Origin of the sequence: Paraburkholderia phymatum (assembly GCF_040965635.1) — a bacterium.
GTDB classification, from domain to species: Bacteria; Pseudomonadota; Gammaproteobacteria; order Burkholderiales; family Burkholderiaceae; genus Paraburkholderia; species Paraburkholderia phymatum_B.
Genome location: NZ_JBFRCH010000005.1, coordinates 150,289 through 168,653, shown reverse-complemented (window position 1 = coordinate 168,653; position 18,365 = coordinate 150,289). Strand labels below are relative to the sequence as shown.

12 protein-coding genes, 1 tRNA gene and 1 pseudogene are annotated in these 18,365 nt (G+C 63.7%); 3 read left to right on the top strand and 11 right to left on the bottom strand.

Annotation, left to right across the window (positions count from 1 at the left end):
• Positions 1–127: 127 nt before the first annotated feature.
• From xth to AB4Y32_RS12465, 3 genes are all read right to left on the bottom strand, one after another.
• Complete coding sequence (gene xth / locus AB4Y32_RS12475; protein ID WP_368721641.1) at positions 128–904, bottom strand: exodeoxyribonuclease III; 777 nt, start codon at positions 902–904, stop codon at positions 128–130.
• 166 nt (positions 905–1,070) lie between these two features.
• Positions 1,071–1,147: transfer RNA gene (locus tag AB4Y32_RS12470), tRNA-Met, on the bottom strand.
• Between the two features lie 104 nt (positions 1,148–1,251).
• Positions 1,252–1,956, bottom strand: coding sequence for an aspartate/glutamate racemase family protein (locus AB4Y32_RS12465; protein WP_368721640.1), 705 nt, complete (start codon positions 1,954–1,956; stop codon positions 1,252–1,254).
• A gap of 198 nt (positions 1,957–2,154) precedes the next feature.
• On the opposite strand from AB4Y32_RS12465, the gene AB4Y32_RS12460 reads away from it, so the two are divergent.
• Positions 2,155–3,444, top strand: a complete 1,290-nt coding sequence (locus tag AB4Y32_RS12460; protein WP_368721639.1) for an amidohydrolase family protein — start codon at positions 2,155–2,157, stop codon at positions 3,442–3,444.
• A gap of 78 nt (positions 3,445–3,522) precedes the next feature.
• Here AB4Y32_RS12460 and ntrC read toward each other — a convergent pair whose 3' ends face one another.
• From ntrC to glnA, 3 genes are all read right to left on the bottom strand, one after another.
• Complete coding sequence (gene ntrC, locus AB4Y32_RS12455) at positions 3,523–5,037, bottom strand: nitrogen regulation protein NR(I) (protein ID WP_368721638.1); 1,515 nt, start codon at positions 5,035–5,037, stop codon at positions 3,523–3,525.
• A gap of 35 nt (positions 5,038–5,072) precedes the next feature.
• Complete coding sequence (gene glnL, locus AB4Y32_RS12450) at positions 5,073–6,215, bottom strand: nitrogen regulation protein NR(II) (protein WP_368721829.1); 1,143 nt, start codon at positions 6,213–6,215, stop codon at positions 5,073–5,075.
• Between the two features lie 241 nt (positions 6,216–6,456).
• Positions 6,457–7,872, bottom strand: coding sequence for a type I glutamate--ammonia ligase (glnA, locus tag AB4Y32_RS12445; RefSeq protein ID WP_368721637.1), 1,416 nt, complete (start codon positions 7,870–7,872; stop codon positions 6,457–6,459).
• Positions 7,873–8,318: 446 nt separating this feature from the next.
• Here glnA and AB4Y32_RS12440 point away from each other — a divergent pair, with 446 nt between their 5' ends.
• The gene (locus AB4Y32_RS12440; protein ID WP_368721636.1) at positions 8,319–8,783 is read left to right on the top strand and encodes a rhodanese-like domain-containing protein; all 465 of its coding nucleotides are present in this window, start codon (positions 8,319–8,321) and stop codon (positions 8,781–8,783) included.
• A 215-nt stretch (positions 8,784–8,998) separates the two neighbouring features.
• Here the strand turns inward: AB4Y32_RS12440 and AB4Y32_RS12435 are convergent, their stop codons facing one another.
• The 4 genes from AB4Y32_RS12435 to AB4Y32_RS12420 form a co-directional block, all read right to left on the bottom strand.
• Positions 8,999–9,835, bottom strand: coding sequence for a competence/damage-inducible protein A (locus AB4Y32_RS12435; RefSeq protein ID WP_368721635.1), 837 nt, complete (start codon positions 9,833–9,835; stop codon positions 8,999–9,001).
• Between the two features lie 19 nt (positions 9,836–9,854).
• A complete protein-coding gene (locus AB4Y32_RS12430; RefSeq protein WP_368721634.1) occupies positions 9,855–10,733 on the bottom strand; it encodes an EI24 domain-containing protein in 879 nt (292 codons plus the stop codon).
• A gap of 212 nt (positions 10,734–10,945) precedes the next feature.
• On the bottom strand, positions 10,946–11,929 hold the full coding sequence (locus AB4Y32_RS12425; RefSeq protein ID WP_368721633.1) for a sterol desaturase family protein: 984 nt from the start codon (positions 11,927–11,929) through the stop codon (positions 10,946–10,948).
• Between the two features lie 102 nt (positions 11,930–12,031).
• On the bottom strand, positions 12,032–13,045 hold the full coding sequence (locus AB4Y32_RS12420) for a YVTN family beta-propeller repeat protein (RefSeq protein ID WP_368721632.1): 1,014 nt from the start codon (positions 13,043–13,045) through the stop codon (positions 12,032–12,034).
• A gap of 149 nt (positions 13,046–13,194) precedes the next feature.
• On the opposite strand from AB4Y32_RS12420, the pseudogene AB4Y32_RS12415 reads away from it, so the two are divergent.
• Positions 13,195–13,830: pseudogene (locus tag AB4Y32_RS12415) on the top strand (YadA family autotransporter adhesin); the annotation flags it as partial.
• Between the two features lie 156 nt (positions 13,831–13,986).
• Here AB4Y32_RS12415 and hrpA read toward each other — a convergent pair.
• Positions 13,987–18,348, bottom strand: coding sequence for an ATP-dependent RNA helicase HrpA (gene hrpA / locus AB4Y32_RS12410; protein ID WP_368721631.1), 4,362 nt, complete (start codon positions 18,346–18,348; stop codon positions 13,987–13,989).
• Between the last annotated feature and the right edge of the window lie 17 nt (positions 18,349–18,365).

The following is an 18,365-nucleotide window of genomic DNA, read 5'->3' as shown; positions in this document are numbered from 1 at the left end:
TTGCTGCGGGCACGGACGCGCAGCTGGCGCGTTCGCGCGTAGCGCCTCAACGTGGGGGCTTGCGCGTTCTGCTGCAAGGCGGGTTCGGGATAATCACCGAACCCGCTTTTTTCATTGGCGTGGGCGCTTACTCCGTCAACGCGATGACGGGCGCGTGGTCCGAAGGCTGATCCCACTTGCGCGGCGTCTTGTCGACGTCGCAATGCGTGCAGCTCGCCGCGAGCGGCTTCGACAGCAGAATGTGGTCGATGCGCAGGCCCGCATTGCGGCGGAACGCGAGCATCCGGTAGTCCCACCACGTGAAGGTTTTCTCGGGCTGCTCGAAGAGCCGGAACGAATCGACAAGGCCAAGTTCGATGAGACGCTGGAACCGCGCGCGCTCTTCCGGCGACACGAGGTTCTGCCCTTCCCACGCCTTCGGATCATGCACATCGCGATCTTCGGGCGCGATGTTGTAGTCGCCGAGCAGCGCGAGCTTCGGATATTGCGCAAGTTCGCGCGCGATCCAGTCGTGTAGCGCATCGAGCCAGCGCAGCTTGTACGCGAACTTGTCGGTGCCGGGCGCCTGGCCGTTCGGGAAGTAAGCGGAGATCACGCGCACGCCATCGATGGTCGCGGCGATCACGCGCTGCTGCGGGTCGTCGAAGCCGGGAATATTGCGCACGATGTTGCTTTCATCGACGCTCACGCCGTCGCGCACGAGAATGCCGACGCCGTTATAAGTCTTCTGTCCCGCGAACCAGCTGCGATAGCCCTTTGCTTCGAGTTCGGCGCGCGGAAATTTTTCGTCGGGCAGCTTCAGTTCCTGAAGACACAGCACGTCGGTCTGGCTGAGTTCGAGCCAGTCGATCACATGCTGCTGACGAACCTTCAGGGAGTTCACGTTCCACGTGGCTAATTTCATCGCTCGTTCTCGTTCTCTCGGGTGCTGGATGGAATCTTACCGCGATCATGCGGCGCGGCTCAGTGCGGCAACGTGCGCAAGTAAAAAAGCAAAAACCCGCAACGCTTGCGGCGATGCGGGCTTCGGATGCTGAGGCCGTGTGGAGCAGGACACGATGCCATGAAACTGGTTGCGGGGACAGGATTTGAACCTGTGACCTTCGGGTTATGAGCCCGACGAGCTGCCAGACTGCTCCACCCCGCGTCAGAGGAAGCGAATTGTACTGACACCTGCTGCACGCGTCAAACACTTGAGCGAATTTTTTTAACCATCCTCTGCTAGAGGCCGGCGACGATGGCGTATCAGGCTCACATTGGGTCCGCTTCGATCGCCCAGTCGACGGCCCTTTGCGCATGCAGCGCCGTCGTATCGAAGACGGGCAATGCGGAGTCTTCCTGTTTGATCAGCAGCGTGATCTCCGTGCAGCCGAGAATGACGGCTTGCGCGCCGCGCGCTTTCAAGTCGTCGATCACGCTCCGATAGATCGCGCGCGAATGCGGCTCGATCACGCCATGGCACAACTCGTCGTAGATGATCCCGTGCACGTTCGCACGGCCTTCGTCATCGGGGACCAATGTATCGAGCCCGAAACGCTCGCGCAGACGTCCGGCATAGAACGTCTGCTCCATCGTATAGCGCGTGCCGAGCAGCCCGACACGCTCGACACCCGCCGCGCGCAGCGCTTCGCCCGTCGGGTCGGCGATGTGCAGGAAAGGCACGGTGATCGCCGCTTCGATCGCTTCGTACACGCGATGCATCGTGTTCGTCGCGAGCAGCACGAGATCGGCGCCGCCGCGCTCAAGTTGCCGCGCCGCATCGGCCATCTGCACGCCGAGCGCTTGCCAGTCGCCCGTGCGCTGATGCGCTTCGACGGGCGCGAAATCGACGGTCAGCATCAGGCTGCGTGCATTGTGATGGCCGCCGAGGCGCGCCTTCGCGTGACGGTTCATCAGCCGGTAGTACTCGGCCGACGATTCCCAGCTCATCCCGCCGACCACGCCTATCGTCTTCATGTCGCTTTGTGCCCGTTCATGTTGGTTGTGTGCCGTCCGCCGAGTATAGGCCGGCGGCGGCGCGCCCGAGCGGTACGGATCGCGCGCTGCAAGCCGGTACAGCAATGTCGTTTGTCCTATGCTGTCGGGACGATGCGGGATCAGCGCCACACGCCTTTGTTCCGCCGATAGAATCGGTGTCATGCAAAGGAGCCGCCCATGGACCTGATCATCCGTCGTGCCGTATTGCCGCGCAGCGCGGCTCAACCGAATGGCCCTGTCGACATCGGCATCGAGGCCGGCCGCATCGCCGCCGTCGAGCCGACGCTCTCCGCCACCGCGCGTGAAGAAATCGACGCAAACGGCTCCCTTGTCACGCCGCCGTTCGTCGATGCGCACTTCCATATGGACGCGACGCTCTCGTATGGTTTGCCGCGCGTCAACGCGTCGGGCACCTTGCTCGAAGGCATTACGCTATGGGGCGAACTGAAGCCGCATCTGACACAGGAAGCGCTCGTCGCACGCGCGTTGCAGTATTGCGATTGGGCCGTCGCGCGCGGGCTGCTGGCCATCCGCACACACGTCGATGTGTGCGACGAGCGCCTGCTCGCCGTCGAAGCGCTGCTCGAAGTGAAGCGCCGCGTCGCGCGTTATATGGATCTGCAACTGGTCGCGTTTCCGCAAGACGGACTGCTGCGCAGCGCGGGCGCGTTCGACAACCTCAAGCGCGCGATCGCGATGGGCGTCGACGTGGTCGGCGGCATTCCGCATTTCGAGCGCACGATGACGGACGGTGCGGAGTCAGTGCGTCTGCTATGCGAGTTCGCTGCCGGGAAAGGCTTGCGCGTCGACATGCACTGCGACGAATCGGACGACCCGATGTCGCGTCATATCGAAACGCTTGCCGCGCAGGCTCACCGTCTCGGCATGCAAGGGCGCGTGACGGGCTCGCATCTGACGTCGATGCATTCGATGGACAACTACTACGTCAGCAAGCTGCTGCCGCTAATGCGCGAGGCAGGCGTCGCGGCCATTGCAAACCCGCTGATCAACATCACGCTGCAAGGGCGTTCGGATTCGTATCCGAAGCGGCGCGGCATGACGCGCGTGCCGGAGATGATGGCGGCGGGCATCGACGTCGCGTTCGGTCACGATTGCGTGATGGACCCGTGGTACAGCCTCGGTTCCGGCGACATGCTCGAAGTCGCGCATATGGGCCTGCACGTCGCGCAGATGACGGGCATCGACGCAATGCATGCCTGCTTTGACGCCGTCACGGCAAACGCGGCGCGTATCCTCGGGCTCGAGCGTTATGGCATCGAGCCGGGGTGCGATGCGAATCTCGTCGTGCTCGACGCGCGCGACGCCGTCGAAGCGATACGCTTGCGCGCGGCGCGGCTCGCCGTCGTGAGTCGAGGAAAAGTGGTGAGCCGCGCACCCGCGGCGCGGGCGCAGTTGTCGCTCGAAGGGCGGCCCGAGGAAGTGGACTTCAAGCTGCATCGCGAATAAAAAAAGCGGCTCGATGGCGCGTGGCGCTGTCGAGCCGCTTTCGTTTCCATCACCTGAACGCAATGGATAACACCGCGCTCACGATTCGAGGTTCAACTCCTGAATCTTGCGCGTGATCGTATTGCGTCCGATGCCGAGGCGCTCCGCCGCTTCCACCTTGCGTCCGCGCGTGAAATCGAGCGCTTCGCGGATCACGGCCGCCTCGAAACGGCGCGACAGTTCGTCCATCACATCGGCGGCGTTCTCGCGCAAGAGCTTCGCGACTTCCGTGCGCAGTCCGCTCTCCCACGCGGCGACGGGCGACGGTAACGCCACGCCGCCCTGCACGGCGGGCGTGCCCAGCATCGACGCCGTGCCGTTCGCAACGCCCGCGCCGCCCGACACGGCATCGATCGATGCAGCCCTGCCGGGCGACACGAGTTCCGCGCCGGCCTGTTGCGTCGACACGAGGTCAGGCGGCAAGTCCTTCACCTCGATCGTCTGCGCGGGCGCCATCACCGTCAGCCAGTTCGCGAGGTTTTCGAGTTGGCGCACGTTGCCCGGAAACGGCAACGACGTGAGATACGCCAACGCCTCATCCGATACGCGCTTCGGCTCGACGCCGAGATCGCGCGCGCTTTTCTGCAGGAAGTGGCGCGTCAGTAGAGGAATGTCTTCGCTGCGCTCGCGCAAAGCGGGAAGACGCAAGCGGATCACATTCAGCCGGTGATACAGGTCCTCGCGAAACAGGCCCTGACGCACGCGCGATTCGAGATTCTGATGTGTCGCGGCGATCACGCGCACGTTCGCGCGCAGCGGGTTGTGTCCGCCGACGCGATAGAACTGCCCATCGGACAGCACGCGCAACAGACGCGTCTGCAAATCGAAGGGCATATCGCCGATTTCATCGAGAAACAGCGTGCCGTTCTCAGCCTGTTCAAACCGGCCCTGGCGCATCGCCTGCGCGCCCGTGAACGCGCCGCGCTCATGGCCAAACAGTTCGGATTCCAGCAGATCTTTCGGAATCGCTGCCGTGTTGAGCGCGATGAACGGACCGTTCGCGCGTGGGCTATGTCGGTGCAAGGCGCGCGCGACGAGTTCCTTACCGGTGCCTGATTCGCCCGTAATGAGCACGGTCGCCGCCGAATGCGACAGCCGGCCGATCGCGCGGAACATGTCCTGCATCGCGGGCGCCTGGCCGAGCATCTCCGGCGCTTCGGCCACGCGGTCGTCCCATGTATGCTCGCCGCGCACGCTTTCGTCGACGGCCCGGCGAATCAGTTCGACGGCCTTGTCGATATCGAACGGTTTCGCGAGGTATTCGAATGCGCCGCCCTGGAATGCCGCGACGGCGCTGTCGAGATCCGAGAACGCCGTCATGATGATGACGGGTAGCCCCGGCACGCGGTCGCGCACGGTCTGCAGCAGTTCGAGCCCGGAGCCGCCTGGCATCCTGATATCGGAGACGAGCACTTGCGGGCTATCGTGTTCCAGCGCGCCCGCGGCTTCGCGGACGTTGGCGAAGCTGCGCGTCGCGAAGTTCTCGCGTGCGAGTGCTTTCTCGAGCACCCAGCGGATCGATTGGTCGTCGTCTACTATCCAGATCGGCTTCATATAGGTCCGTCAGAAGTCTTGTATTGCGTGTCTTGTCAGCAGTTGAGCGGCAGCAGGATCTGAAACTCGGTGTGACCCGGACGGCTCTCCACTTCGATCATCCCTTCGTGTTGTTGCACGAATGTCTGCGCGAGCGTCAGGCCGAGACCGCTGCCATCGTCGCGCCCCGATACGAGCGGATAGAAGATGCGCTCGCGTATCTCTTCGGGAATGCCGGGCCCGTTATCGACGATATGCAAGTCCAGTGCCAGCTTGCAAAGGCGTTTTGCGATCGTCACCTTGCGCGCAACGCGCGTGCGCAACTCGATGCGCGCATCGCCTTGCGAGATGCGTTCGCGCAATGCTTCGGCCGCGTTGCGCACGATGTTCAGCAGCGCCTGGATCAATTGCTCCTTGTCGCCGCGCAGATCGGGCACGCTCACGTCGTAGTCGCGCTCGATCGTGAGGCCGCGCGGAAACTCCGCGAGAATCACCGCGCGCACGCGTTCGCACACTTCGTGAATGTTCACGTCGCCGACGATATGCGGATGGCGATGCGGTTCGAGCAGCCGGTCGACGAGCGTCTGCAGCCGGTCCGATTCCTTGATGACGACCTGTGTGTACTCGCGCAGCTCATCGCGTTCGCGCGCGCCGAGTTCGAACTCGAGCAGTTGCGCCGCGCCGCGAATGCCGCCGAGCGGATTCTTGATCTCATGCGCGAGATTGCGGATCAGCTGCTTGTTGACGGCCGTCAGATCGTGAATACGTTCTTCGCGATCGGAGCGCAGATGCCGCTCGTTCTCGAAGAGTTCGAGCAGCACGTAGTCCTGTGCGCTCTCGATAAAGCCAACGACGGCATGCACATGCAGCGGTTCGTGGCCGGGACGCTCGAGCACGGCATCCAGATGCGTCGCGTGAAAACGGTGCGCGGCGATCGCGGCGATGGTCGCCGTCAGCTCCTCGCCGTTCGTGAAGATGTCGGGCCACGCCATCTGCGTCAGTTGCCGGCGCGACATTTCGAGCATCGATTCCGCCGACGGGTTCGCGAACGCGACACGCAGCGTTCGCTTGTCGAGCACGAGCACGACCGTGGGCAGCGCCTCGAAGCCCGGCAGCAAACCGGACTCGACGAGCTGCACATCATCCGACAGCGCGTCGGTATGCCCTTTTCTGGCCTTGATGAGGTTCTTCAGTACCATCTTGCAGTCGGGTAGATAGCGTTGCATGGGGCTGGAGTAAGCGCCAAAGCGCCAACTCCCGCCGACAGCGATGGTGAAGCGGGCTTCAGCGCACGCGGTTCGATACGGCTACATCAATCTGAAATAGAACAGTCATCGCTTCGATCCAACGAAAAAGGGACGGCGCCGCCGTCCCTTCATGACCGATCGCAGCGTCGGGGCTACGCCTGCCCGCACACGTGCGAGCAGAGCGCAGCGCCTCTTACAGCGAGTAGTACAGTTCGAACTCGACCGGGTGCGTGGTCATACGCACGCGTTGCAGTTCGCTTTCCTTCAGTTCGATGTAAGCGTCGAGCATCGCATCCGTGAACACGCCACCGCGCGTCAGGAACTCGCGATCCTTGTCGAGCGCTTCCAGCGCCTGATCGAGGCCGGCACACACGGTCGGGATCTTTGCATCCTCTTCCGGCGGCAGGTCGTACAGGTTCTTGTCCGCGGCTTCGCCCGGATGGATCTTGTTCTGCACGCCGTCCAGACCCGCCATCATCAGCGCGGAGAAGCACAGGTACGGGTTCGCGAGCGGGTCCGGGAAGCGCGTTTCGATACGGCGGCCCTTCGGATTCGCGACGTGCGGAATACGGATCGATGCCGAACGGTTGCGTGCCGAGTAAGCGAGCTTCACAGGCGCTTCGAAGTGCGGCACGAGACGCTTGTACGAGTTCGTACCCGGGTTCGTGATCGCGTTCAGCGCGCGAGCGTGCTTGATGATGCCGCCGATGTAGAACAGCGCGAATTCCGACAGGCCAGCATAGCCGTTGCCTGCGAACATGTTCTGGCCGTCCTTCCAGATCGACTGGTGAACGTGCATGCCCGAACCGTTGTCGCCGACGACGGGCTTCGGCATGAACGTCGCCGTCTTGCCGTACGTGTGCGCGACGTTGTGGACGATGTACTTCAGTTGCTGCGTCCAGTCAGCGCGCTGAACCAGTGTCGAGAACTTCGTGCCGATTTCGTTCTGGCCCTGGCCTGCCACTTCGTGGTGGTGAACTTCGACGGGGATGCCGATCTGTTCGAGCAGCAGACACATTTCCGAGCGGATGTCCTGGAACGTGTCGACGGGAGCGACCGGGAAGTAGCCGCCCTTCGTGCCCGGACGGTGGCCCGTGTTGCCGCCTTCGAGTTCCTTGCCCGACGACCACGGTGCTTCTTCCGAGCCGATCTTGACGAAGCAGCCCGACTGGTCCGTGTTCCACTGGACCGAGTCGAAAATGAAAAATTCCGGTTCCGGACCGAAGAAGGCCGTGTCGCCGAGACCCGTGCTCTTCAGGTACGCTTCGGCGCGCTTCGCGAGCGAGCGCGGGTCGCGCTCATAGCCCTTGCCGTCAGCCGGTTCGACGACATCGCAGGTCAGCACGAGGGTCGACTCTTCATAGAACGGGTCGATGTAGGCGGTGTTCGCATCCGGCACGAGCAGCATGTCCGACGCTTCGATGCCCTTCCAGCCGGCAATCGAAGAACCGTCAAATGCATGGCCGCTTTCAAACTTGTCTTCGTCGAATGCCGACACCGGCACCGAAACGTGTTGCTCTTTGCCGCGCGTGTCGGTGAAACGGAAGTCGACAAACTTGACGTCCTCGTCCTTGACGAGCTGCATGACGTCGGCCACGGATTTACTCATAACCTATCTCCTGATTAACGAATTCGGCGGGTTGAGCCGCCGCCCAATCTAGCTGACCAGCCCCGACGCGTCCACCCCTCGAATACCGACATATTGGAGCAGACCGTTTCTGGCGTCGGGCCAGTTCGATCGGGACCAATAAAGCAGCTTCCATGCCATATTTTTGTTGAACATATGCCGGCTCGTTGCAGCGCTAATGTTGATGCGCCTTTGCGGGGAATCGGCGCACACTGTTTGCGGGAATCGCGCGACCCGAAGCCGGCTTGCTGCACCACCAACGTGCATCATAAAAATCCGCACCTGCTTAATATCCTATTTTGGTGCGTTGATCTCATTTTGCACCAGAATGGAGCACCTCCCCGTACGTCAAGCTCCGCTTGCGATTGTGCGCCCCGTATGCGCGTGCTTGCTAGAATGATTTTTTGGCTCCGAGGAGATCTGCTGTCATGAGTACGCTCGAACAGTTGTACAGCCAGGCTGAAAAGCGCCGTGTCGAAAACCAGCTTCCGTATGCGGGCGCAGTCACGCCTGCCGAAGCGTTCGAGCTTCTGCAACTCGACCCGCGCGCCCGCCTCGTCGACGTCCGCACGCGCGCCGAGCTCGATTGGGTCGGCCGCCCCGTCGTCGGCGACGGCCAGTATGCACATGTCGAATGGACGCGCTATCCGGGCGGCGTGCCGAATGTCGAGTTCATCGACCAGCTTCGCCAGGTCGCGACACCCGATACGCCCGTGCTGCTCCTGTGCCGCAGTGCCGCGCGCTCGAAGCTCGCCGCCATTGCCGCGACGCAGGCCGGCTTCACAAAGGCGCTGGATCTACTCGAAGGCTTCGAAGGCGACAAGGATGGCCAAGGGCATCGCAAGATGGTATCGGGCTGGTGTTACCGCGGCTTGCCGTGGATCGGCGCATAAAGACGCGAGACTCGAATACGACGAACCGAAGCCGAGGGATTTGCAGAATCAAGCGGCGCACGGTGTGAACCGTGCGCCGCTTTCGTTTGCGCTTCCTTTCGTTTGCGATTCCATTTGAATCGTCCGCGCGCGATATGACACGCGAATGACGTTCTTCAGACGGCGCGCGTTACCCTCCCCGCCTGCGCAGCGCCGATTGCCTCGCCTAGCCGCGATCAGCCGCGCGGCTGGGCTTGTGCCGCAATCGCTTCCGCCTCGACGATATCGCCGCCGAGCAGATGCACACCTTCGCGCAGCTTGACGAACGCCGCTGCGACGGCCTCGGGCTCGCCCTTCACGCCAAGATCGATATGACGGCGCGCATAGATGCCGCCGCGCTCCGCATCGCCGACGCTCGGCAGGCTGAACACGCGCACGCCCGGAAAGTCGCGCTCGATCTTTTCCATCAACGGCGTCAGCGTCGATTCAGGCAACTCGAAAACCAGCAGGGACTTTTCCGCATGCGGAGTCGAGTGATGCAGATGCGCATACTTCGTATCCAGCACCCACTCGATCATCGGCCAGGCCATCACCGGGAAGCCGGGCACGAAATGATGATCGCCGACCGAGAAGCCAGGAATCTTGTTGTAGCCGTTCGGAATGATCGATGCGCCGCGCGGAAACGTGCCCATGTTCAGACGATGCAGATTCTCGGGCGAATAGAAATCGACGGGTGTCGGCGCGTTGGCGGGATGCATCTCGCGGATGCGCTCCTGGATCAGCACTTTCGCTTCCAGATGCAGTTCGAGCGGCAGGGCGAGCGCGGCGGCCGCGCATTGGCGCGTGTGATCGTCCGGCGTCGCGCCGATCCCCCCCGTCGAGAACACGACATCGCCCGTTGCGAACGAGCGGCGCAGCGTCGCTGTGATGCGCGCGGGATCGTCGCCGATATATTCGGCCCATGCGAGCGACAGCCCGCGCGCGCTCAGAAGCTGGATAACTTTGGGCAGATGCTTGTCGACGCGCCTGCCCGACAGGATTTCATCGCCGATGATGATGACGCCAAATGCCATTGCAGCCTCTTGTCGAATGTCAGTAGGAAATGCGCGCCGGGTCCCGCGCACCGTATGGGCCATCGTGCGGGCCATCCCGACCGTGATGACCATTCGCGCCGTGCTCGTCGGCGCGCATCCGCTGCAGCGCGCGCAGGCAGTAGAAGCCGAACCACAGCGCCGTAAACACCAGGATGAAAGCATAGATCCAGATGGTCGCCGCGGTCATGACAGGGAACAGCACGATCAGCCAGACGGACGACGCCCAAATGAGCGTCGGCAGCGAGCCGAGCAGCCCGCTCGCCACGCCGATCAGCAGCAGCGGCAAACGATGCCGGCTCACGAGCGCGCGCCGCTCCTCGGTGCTCGCGTGCAGCGCGAGCGCGTCATACGTCATCACGCGATACGTGAGCCAGCCCCACAGCAGCGGCGGGATCAGCGCGAAAAAAGGCGGGATCAGCCACAGGGGCAGCGTGACCACGAGCACGACGAGGCACACGAGCGTCGTCCAGAGAGAGTGGACGAGACTCCCGTACCACGTGCCGCCGCGCCGCATCTCCAGCCCGGCGAACTGACGCGCGGACAGATGACGTATCACGGCGGGCATCGACAGCGTCGCAATCAGCAGCAGCACCGTCACGACGATAAGGGGGATCGCGACCGCGATCACAATGAACGGCGCAACGGCCGCATGCAGCGATGAAAACCCGAGCCAGTCGAACAGCCGGTAGAGCGTGGTCGTGAGCGGCCAGCCTTCGAGCCAGTTGCGCGTCGCGCCGATCAACGTCTGCCAGGAAAACCAGAGGACCACGCCCCAGACGATCGCCGCCGCCGCAAACGGCATGAACGTCAGCCAGAGCATGCGCGGATGCAGCACGGAAGAAAGCGCGCGCCCAAACGAGCGCAAGAGATCATTCATGCGAAGTCAATGACGGTAGCTGGAACGCAGGGAAAAGAGGGAAACGTGGACAGGATAAACCACGTCGAGTTCGGACGGCGATTGCGGACTTGCAGCGCGGACAGCAACGTGAGTGCGCCGCTGCGCCGGCCTCATCCACGCACGAGAAGCCGGCGATTGCCGGGCGCGCTACGCTTGTGAAAAGGCAATGGAGAAAGTACGTCGACAGCGCCTCAGGCCGCGCGCCGCTGCTTCTTGCCGCCGATGCGCTGCGCGATGCGCACGAACGCCAGCCAGTGTTGCGCCCAGAAACCTTCGCCGTAACGCCGGCCGCTGAGCTGATCGCGGATGCCCGTCGGCTCCATCTCGCGGCTCCATGATGCGCTGCCGAACATCATGTCCCACCACGGAAAGAGCACGCCGAAATTGCAGCCGTACTTCAACCCTTCGTGGCCGTAGCCGATCGCGTGATGACGGCGGTGGAACGTCGGGCTGACGAGCAGGCGCTCGCCGATCCGGCCGAAGTACATGCGAATGTTCGCGTGCTGCACGCTCTGCGCAAGATTCGTGACGGCGACCAGCACGACGAACTGCGACGGCGGCACGCCGATGAAGAGCGCGATGACCGCAAAGAAGCATGCTTGCAGCAGATTGTCGAGCAGATGGTTGCGGTCGTCGGCCCAGAGTGACATCTGCTGCTGGCTGTGATGCACCGCGTGCAGCTCCCACCAGACGCCGATCCCGTGCTGCCCGCGGTGATACCAGTAGCCGGCGAAATCGAGCACCAGCAGATACATGATGAACGTGACGATCGGCTGCGTTGTCACGCCGGGCCACAGATTGTCGAGCTCGATGTTCGCGATGCCATGCAGGCGCAGCCAGCCTTGCACCGAGTCGAAAAACGGCTGCAGCGCGAAAAAGAAAAACAGGTTGAGAATGCCGAGCTTCGCGATCCACGTGTACAGCACGTCGACGCGCACCGCCTTGCGGTCCTTCCACTGCTCCACCGGCCGAAGCGCTTCGAGCGGCCGTAGCAGCGCGTACATCGCAAGCACTTCCAGCACGCCGACGATCGCCCAGTAGAGGCTGTCGTACGTGTCTTCGTCGTAGCCCATCAGGTCGAAGCGAAACAGCAGCGGCTGCACGACATCGACGTACAGCAGCGTCTGGATCGACGAGATGAAGCTATCGAGATTGGAAACGATCAGATGGAACATCGTGCTCTTCGTCGTTCGGCGTTACCCATGACTTTACCGCGTGGCTTCGCGGCTCGCAGGCGCGCGCTCAGGCAAGGCGCGCCGCCTGCGTCATATGTCGCATTACGCTCCGTTCGGCGCGGTGACGGGCGCGCGATCGAAGAAATAGATGCCGTGCGGCGAGCGGCCCACGGCGATCGTCTGGATCAGCTTGCGCGTGCTCAGGTCGATCACGCCGACATGCTTCGCGAAACGGAACGTCACCCACAGATACCGTTTGTCCGCGGAAAGTTCCATGTCGTCCGGCCCTGGCATCAGGCCCGTGATGTCGCCGACGTTGGTGAGCGTGTCCTCGTCGATGATGCTGATCGTGCTCGCCACCCGGTTCGACACCGCGACGTGCTTGCCGTCGGCGAGCGAGCGGAAGTTGTGCGCGCCCTTGCCCGTCGTGATCGTCTTCACGACCTTCTGGTTTCTCCAGTCGACGACAGCCACATAGTCCGCGCCTGTCATGCCGACGAGCAGGTATTTGTCACCGGGCGTCATCCACAGGCCGGCCGGCACCTTGCCGACTTTCATCTTCCACTTGACCGTCTGCGTGGCGAGATCGACGGCCGCCAGTTCGCCCGACACCTGCAGCGTGATGAACACCGTCTTGCTGTCGTTCGTGAACGCGATGTGGCTCGGCATCACGGCGAGCGGCAGACGGTTCGCCAGCGTCATGTTGTGGCCGTCGTAGTGGTAAATGTCGAGCCGGTCGAGGCGCAGGCCCGTCGTCACCAGCCATTTGCGATCCGGCGAGAAACCGATCTGATACGGATCTTCGATGTTTTCCATCCAGCGCTGCAGCTTGCCCGTTTTCGGGTCGACGAACATCAGATTGTTCGACACCGAATTCGCGACGATCAGCGAGGAATTATCCGGCGTCGCCATCAGGTGATGCGGCTCCTTGCCGGTCGGCACGGTATCGACGACCTGACGCGTGGCCTCGTCGATCAGGCTCAACGTGGCTTCGCCGGAATTGAGCACGATCACGTTGTTCGCATGAACTGCCGGGGAGAAGAAGCTTGCTGCCGCGACGAGCGCCGCGCCGGCTGCAAACGTGCTGGTCAAGCCGGGAAGGGAAAATTTGCGCATGAAAACTCACATCAGGGGACAGTTGCCATTGTAGAACGTTTGCTCAGCCCAACGGTTGACCCGGATCGCGGAAAAACAGGCGTTGCGGCGCGTTGCCGCAAGGGGCTTCGCACGATCCGATGTGGGCATTTTTACCGCTGGTGCGCGGGCTTTCCGCGCTGCTCGACAGCGCCGTCGGCAACATCACGGTGAACACATCGAATCCGATGTTCAGCGCCGGAGGCTCGCCCGCCACTGAACCGGCAGTGGCCAGCGGCGCACACTCCATCGCAGCGGGCGCCAATGCGCAGGCCAGCGGCGCGAATGCGGTCGCGCTGGGCGCAGGCTCGAACGCGAGCGCGGACAATTCAGTCGCGCTCGGCCAAGGCTCGGTCGCCGATCGCGCGAATACCGTATCGGTCGGCGTGGCTGCCCAGGAACGGCAAATCACGAACGTCGCGGCGGGTATCCAGGGCACGGATGCCGTCAACGTCAACCAGTTGAACCAGAGCGTGAGCAGCGCAGTCGGCGAGGCAAAGAGCTATAGCGACGACAAGGTGCGCTCGGTCCGCAAGGACGGCTACGGCGGCGCAGCCGCGGCGATCGCGATGGCGGGCCTTCCGCAAGCGGTGCTGCCGGGTCGCGGCATGGTCGCGCTCGCAGCGGGCACGTACGGCGGACAGTTGGCGATGGCGCTCGGCGTGTCGCAACTGTCGGACACGGGTAAGTGGGTGTACAAGTTCCAGGGCACAGCGAGCTCGCGCGGCGAAGTCGGCGCGTCGATCGGCGCGGGGATGCACTGGTGAGACGCGTGCCGCCTGACACGAAAGCGAACGACAAAAATCACAGGGTGTGATTTTGCCCATGTGATTTTCGTCCGCTTTCGCGAGGCCACGCCACACTGCGCGACAAGCGCTCCAATGCACACCATCCGGCGAACCGAACGAGAGGCACCGAACTCGTCACCGCTGCATCGATTCCCAGACCTTGTACAGCCGCTTGACGGAAACAGGCATCGGCGTGCGCAGTTCCTGCGCGAAGAGCGACACGCGCAACTCTTCGAGTAGCCAGCGGAACTCGGCGAGCCGCACATCGGGCACGCCGCCGCGCTGCGCGAGCGCGCGCTGGTAATGCTGCGCGAGCGGCTGCAATTCCGCGGACTGACGCGCGTCGCGCGCCGGATCGGCTTTCAGCTTGTCGATGCGCAGCGCGATGCCCTTCAGGTAACGCGGAAAATGGGTCAGTTGCGTGTACGGCGTATCGACGACAAAGCGCTTGCCGATCAGCGCATCCAACTGGTTCTGCATGTCCGCATAAGGCGCGGCGAACGGCTTCGCCTGCGCCAGCTTCTTGACGACAACCGCGTATTCGCCAAGGATCAGTCCAACGAGGCGCGCAATCTCTTGCGCGAGCAGCGTCAACCGGCTGCGGCCCTCGTCCTTGCGCGCGTGGAAGCTCGCGTCGTCGTCGGGAAGCGGGTCTTGCAGGCACGCGCGGTCGAGCGCCGTGTCGATCAGTTGATCGCGCAGCTCTTCCTGCGTGCCGCGCGGCATGAACTGCATTGCCATTTCGCGCAAGCCCGGCAGGTTCTTTTCGAGGTACTTGATCGGCTCGCGCAACTGCAACGCGAAGAGCCGCCGCAGCCCCGCGCGATGGATGCGCGCGGCCTCGTCGGGCGAATCGAACACTTCCACGTCGCAATGCGTGCCTCGGTCGACGAGCGCCGGATAGCCGAACAGCGTCTGCCCGCCCCGGCGGATTTCGAGCAGCTCGGGCAGCTTGCCGAAATTCCAGGTCGTCAGGTTTTCATAGAGCGCGGTCGCGGATGCCGCGGCGGATTCTGCTGTCGATGGCGTGTGCGGCGCGCTCAAAGCGCTTCGCGCGGCAGCGCTGTTCGGACCACGTGAACCACCGCCCGTCGCGCCGCGAGCAGGCGCGATGCCACCCGAAGTCGCATTGGCGAGCGCCGCCCCTGCCGCGCTCGCCGCGATCTTCTGAAAATGCTGTTGCGCCTGGCCGCCGAGTTCGGCGCGCAGTTGCGCGAGGTTGCGACCCATCGCGAGCTGACGGCCGTGCTCGTCGATGACCTTGAAGTTCATGAACAGATGCGGCGCGAGCGTTTCGAGCTTGAAGTCCGACTGTTTCATCGCGACCTGCTTCTGCTCGCGGACATCGGCGATCAGCGCATCGAGCAGGCCGCCCGTGCCGAAGCGCGTGCCGCCATGACGCTCGACGAAACCCGCCGCGTACTCCGGCAGCGGCACGCAATGGCGGCGCAGCTTCTGCGGCAGCGACTTGAGCAGCAGTTGCGTCTTCTCTTTCAGCATGCCCGGCACGAGCCACTCGACGCGCCGCGCATCCACCTGGTTGAGCGCGAAGAGCGGCACGGCGAGCGTCACGCCATCGCGCGGCGAGCCCGGTTCGAAGTGATACGTCAGCGCCATCTCGACGCCCGACATCGTCATCCGCTTAGGAAACAGATCGGTCGTGACGCCGGCCGCTTCGTGACGCATCAGGTCGTCGCGCGACAGGTACAGCAGACGCAGCTTGTCTTCCTGCTGCCCGCTCTTCTTCACTTCGTCGCGATACCAGCGCTCGAACGCCGCGCCCGTATAGATGCCGTTCGGAATCGCGTGATCGTAGAACGCGTAGATGAGTTCGTCGTCGACCAGCACGTCCTGCCGGCGCGACTTGTGTTCGAGCTGCTCGATTTCGCCGAGCAGCTTGCGGTTGTGCGCGAAGAACGCGAGCTTCGTGTCGAACTCGCCTTCGACGAGCGCGCCGCGAATGAACAGCTCCCGCGCGCGCGCCGGGTCCTGCTTGCCGAAGCTCACGCGCCGCCGGTGATAGACGGGCAAGCCGTACAGCATCGCGCGCTCGAACGCCGACACCTGCGCGGCGCGCTTTTCCCAATGCGGCTCGGAGAGCGACTTCTTCAACAGATGCGCGCCCACCCGCTCGACCCACTCCGGCTCGATCTTCGCGATACACCGCGCGTACAGCCGGCTCGTCTCGACCAGTTCCGCCGCCATCGCCCACTTGCCCGCCTTCTTCACGAGCGCCGAGCCCGGCCACAGATAGAATTTGATGCCGCGCGCGCCGAGATAGTACGGCTCGTCGTCGGCTTTCAGGCCGATGTTGCCGAGCAGGCCCGTCAGCAGCGCGAGATGGATCTGCTCGAAGGTCGCGTCGCTTTCGTTCAGACGCCAGCCGTGTTCGCGCACCACCGTCAGCAGTTGCGAATGCACGTCGCGCCATTCGCGCAGACGCAGATGCGACAGGAAGTTCTGCCTGCATGCATCGGTTAGCTGCTTGTTCGACTTCTTGTGCGCGACGGCCTCTTCGAACCACGCCCAGATCTTGAGCCATTGCAGGAACTCCGAGCGCTCGTCGGCAAACTTGCGATGCGCCTGGTCCGCCTGCTCCTGCGCGTCGATCGGGCGATCGCGCGGGTCCTGCACCGATAGCGCGCTCGCGATGATCAGCAGTTCGCGCAGCGACTGCTGGTCGCGCGCGGCGAGAATCATCCGGCCGACGCGCGGATCGAGCGGCAGACGCGCGAGCTCACGGCCGAGCGGCGTCAGCGCGTTGTCGTCGTCGACGGCGCCGAGTTCGTTGAGCAACTGGTAACCGTCGGCGATTGCGCGTCCGGGCGGCGGCTCGATGAACGGAAACGTTTCAATCGCCGTCAGATGCAGCGACTTCATCCGCAAGATGACGGCGGCCAGCGACGAACGCAGAATCTCGGGGTCGGTGAAGCGCGCTCGCGCCTGGAAATCGGCTTCGTCATAGAGCCGAATGCAGATGCCGTCGGCGACGCGGCCGCAGCGCCCTGCCCGCTGGTTCGCGGCCGCCTGCGAGATCGACTCGACCTGCAACTGCTCGACCTTGTTGCGGTACGAGTAGCGCTTCACGCGCGCGAGGCCCGTGTCGATCACATAACGGATGCCCGGCACCGTCAGCGACGTTTCGGCGACGTTGGTCGCGAGCACGATGCGCCGCGCGTTCGACGGACGGAACACGCGCTCCTGTTCCGCCGCGGAAAGCCGCGCGAACAGCGGCAGGATTTCCGTATGCGGCGGATGGTGCTTGCGCAGCGCCTCCGCCGCGTCGCGAATTTCGCGCTCGCCGGGCAGGAACACGAGCACGTCGCCGGGGCCTTCGCGGCACAGCTCGTCGGCAGCTTCGACGATCGCGTCCATCAGATCGCGATCCGTCTCGCGCTGCGTTCTCGGTCGATCGGGCCGATCGGAACGATCACAGCGCTCGCGGCCTGCATGGCCTTCCGCCGCTTTCACAGCCGGCGAATCTTCGGCGACGGCGCGATAGCGCACTTCGACGGGATAGAGCCGCCCGCTCACTTCGATCACGGGCGCGGGCTTTTCTTCGCTGCCGAAATGGCGCGCGAAACGGTTGGCATCGATGGTCGCGGACGTCACGATCAGCTTCAGATCGGGACGCTTCGGCAGGATTTCCTTCAGATAGCCGAGCAGAAAATCGATGTTGAGACTGCGCTCGTGCGCTTCGTCGATGATCAGCGTGTCGTACGCCTTCAGCAGCGGATCGGTCTGCGTTTCCGCGAGCAGAATGCCGTCCGTCATCAGCTTGACGGAGGCGCCCGGCGCGAGATTGTCGGTGAAGCGCACCTTGTAGCCGACCACTTCGCCGAACGGCGTGCCGAGTTCCTCGGCGATGCGCCGGCCCGTCGCCGACGCCGCGATCCGGCGCGGCTGCGTGTGTCCGATCAGACCGCTGCCGCCCGCGCCGAGCCCGCGTCCGAGCGCAAGGCAGATTTTCGGCAGCTGGGTCGTCTTGCCCGAACCCGTCTCGCCGCTGACGATCACGACCTGATGACCCGCGATCGCGCGCGCGATTTCCTCGCGTCTGCCGGAAACGGGCAACGCTTCGGGGAACGTGATGGGCGGAATCGGATTCGGTTCGATTATTCGCGCGGGCTTGCGCGGTTCGCGCGGCCCTGTGCGCGGCTTGTCGTTCGGCTTGTCGTTCGGCTTTGCATGCGGCCTTTCATTCTGCTGGCCGCCGGCGTGCTTGCCGCCCTGTGCGCGCGGCTGGCCGTGCGCGCCGCTTTTCGCGCGATCGCGAGCGGCGCCTGCATCTTTTGTGGCCGCGGCGCCGGACGCGGAATCGTCCGGACGCGGCGCATTCGCGGCGTTCACGGAAACGTCACGACGCGAAGCTTCGCCGTGTGCGTCGCGCGGCGCGTTGTGACGGTCGCGCGGCGTCGCCTTCGCGGCGTCCTTCGCAGCAGCGTCAGCCGCGTTTTTCGTATCAGCTCCAGCGGAGCTTTTGGGTACATTCGACATGGGGGCGCATTATAATC

Bases quoted from the DNA above. Each gene is read 5' to 3' on its own strand.
- hrpA (WP_368721631.1), bottom strand. From the start codon at position 18,348: ATGTCGAATGTACCCAAAAGCTCCGCTGGAGCTGATACGAAAAACGCG.
- AB4Y32_RS12465 (WP_368721640.1), bottom strand. From the start codon at position 1,956: ATGAAGACGATAGGCGTGGTCGGCGGGATGAGCTGGGAATCGTCGGCC.
- AB4Y32_RS12435 (WP_368721635.1), bottom strand. From the start codon at position 9,835: ATGGCATTTGGCGTCATCATCATCGGCGATGAAATCCTGTCGGGCAGG.
- AB4Y32_RS12460 (WP_368721639.1), top strand. From the start codon at position 2,155: ATGGACCTGATCATCCGTCGTGCCGTATTGCCGCGCAGCGCGGCTCAA.
- ntrC (WP_368721638.1), bottom strand. From the start codon at position 5,037: ATGAAGCCGATCTGGATAGTAGACGACGACCAATCGATCCGCTGGGTG.
- AB4Y32_RS12420 (WP_368721632.1), bottom strand. From the start codon at position 13,045: ATGCGCAAATTTTCCCTTCCCGGCTTGACCAGCACGTTTGCAGCCGGC.
- glnL (WP_368721829.1), bottom strand. From the start codon at position 6,215: ATGGTACTGAAGAACCTCATCAAGGCCAGAAAAGGGCATACCGACGCG.
- AB4Y32_RS12425 (WP_368721633.1), bottom strand. From the start codon at position 11,929: ATGTTCCATCTGATCGTTTCCAATCTCGATAGCTTCATCTCGTCGATC.
- xth (WP_368721641.1), bottom strand. From the start codon at position 904: ATGAAATTAGCCACGTGGAACGTGAACTCCCTGAAGGTTCGTCAGCAG.
- glnA (WP_368721637.1), bottom strand. From the start codon at position 7,872: ATGAGTAAATCCGTGGCCGACGTCATGCAGCTCGTCAAGGACGAGGAC.
- AB4Y32_RS12440 (WP_368721636.1), top strand. From the start codon at position 8,319: ATGAGTACGCTCGAACAGTTGTACAGCCAGGCTGAAAAGCGCCGTGTC.
- AB4Y32_RS12430 (WP_368721634.1), bottom strand. From the start codon at position 10,733: ATGAATGATCTCTTGCGCTCGTTTGGGCGCGCGCTTTCTTCCGTGCTG.